This is a genomic window from Terrabacter sp. 2RAF25 (assembly GCF_052115265.1).
Lineage (GTDB): Bacteria > Actinomycetota > Actinomycetes > Actinomycetales > Dermatophilaceae > Terrabacter.
On the sequence record NZ_JBFRGJ010000052.1, the window covers coordinates 1 to 437 of the forward strand.

The 437-nt window shown below is 68.6% G+C and carries 1 protein-coding gene; it reads left to right on the top strand.

The window, feature by feature from the left end:
• The coding region (locus tag AB4091_RS21910; RefSeq protein WP_442295033.1) for a hypothetical protein at positions 1–243 on the top strand (243 nt) is incomplete at its 5' end.
• Positions 244–437: the final 194 nt, after the last annotated feature.

Sequence of the window (437 nt, forward strand, 5' to 3'; positions counted from 1 at the left end):
CTGCTGGACCATGCGGGCTTCACCGGCCGGTTCTGCCACGGGGACAGGCCCGGTCTGGCCGACTGCGCCCTGATTCCGCAGCTTTACAACGCGACGCGATGGGGCGTCGACTTCAGTCATCTTGCCCACATCAGCGCGGTGGCGCATGCCTGCGCCGACGAGCCGGCCTTTGCCGCCGCCGCGCCGGAGCGGTTCGATCCGGCGCGGGCCGCCGGAGAGCCACGCCTGCAGCCACAGGCTTGAAAAGGCGTCTTGGGCTTGCCGGACACGAACGGTCTCCGCGATCAGCGGCAGACCCGCCGGGGGCGAAGCCGGACATCCCTTCCTGCCGCTTTTCAGCGGCAGGAAGGATAGGACAGGCAGGGTGGCTCAGGCAGCCGGGACGGTGACCTGCATGGACGGCCGTTCCAGGCAATGGGAGTAGCTCACCTCTTAGG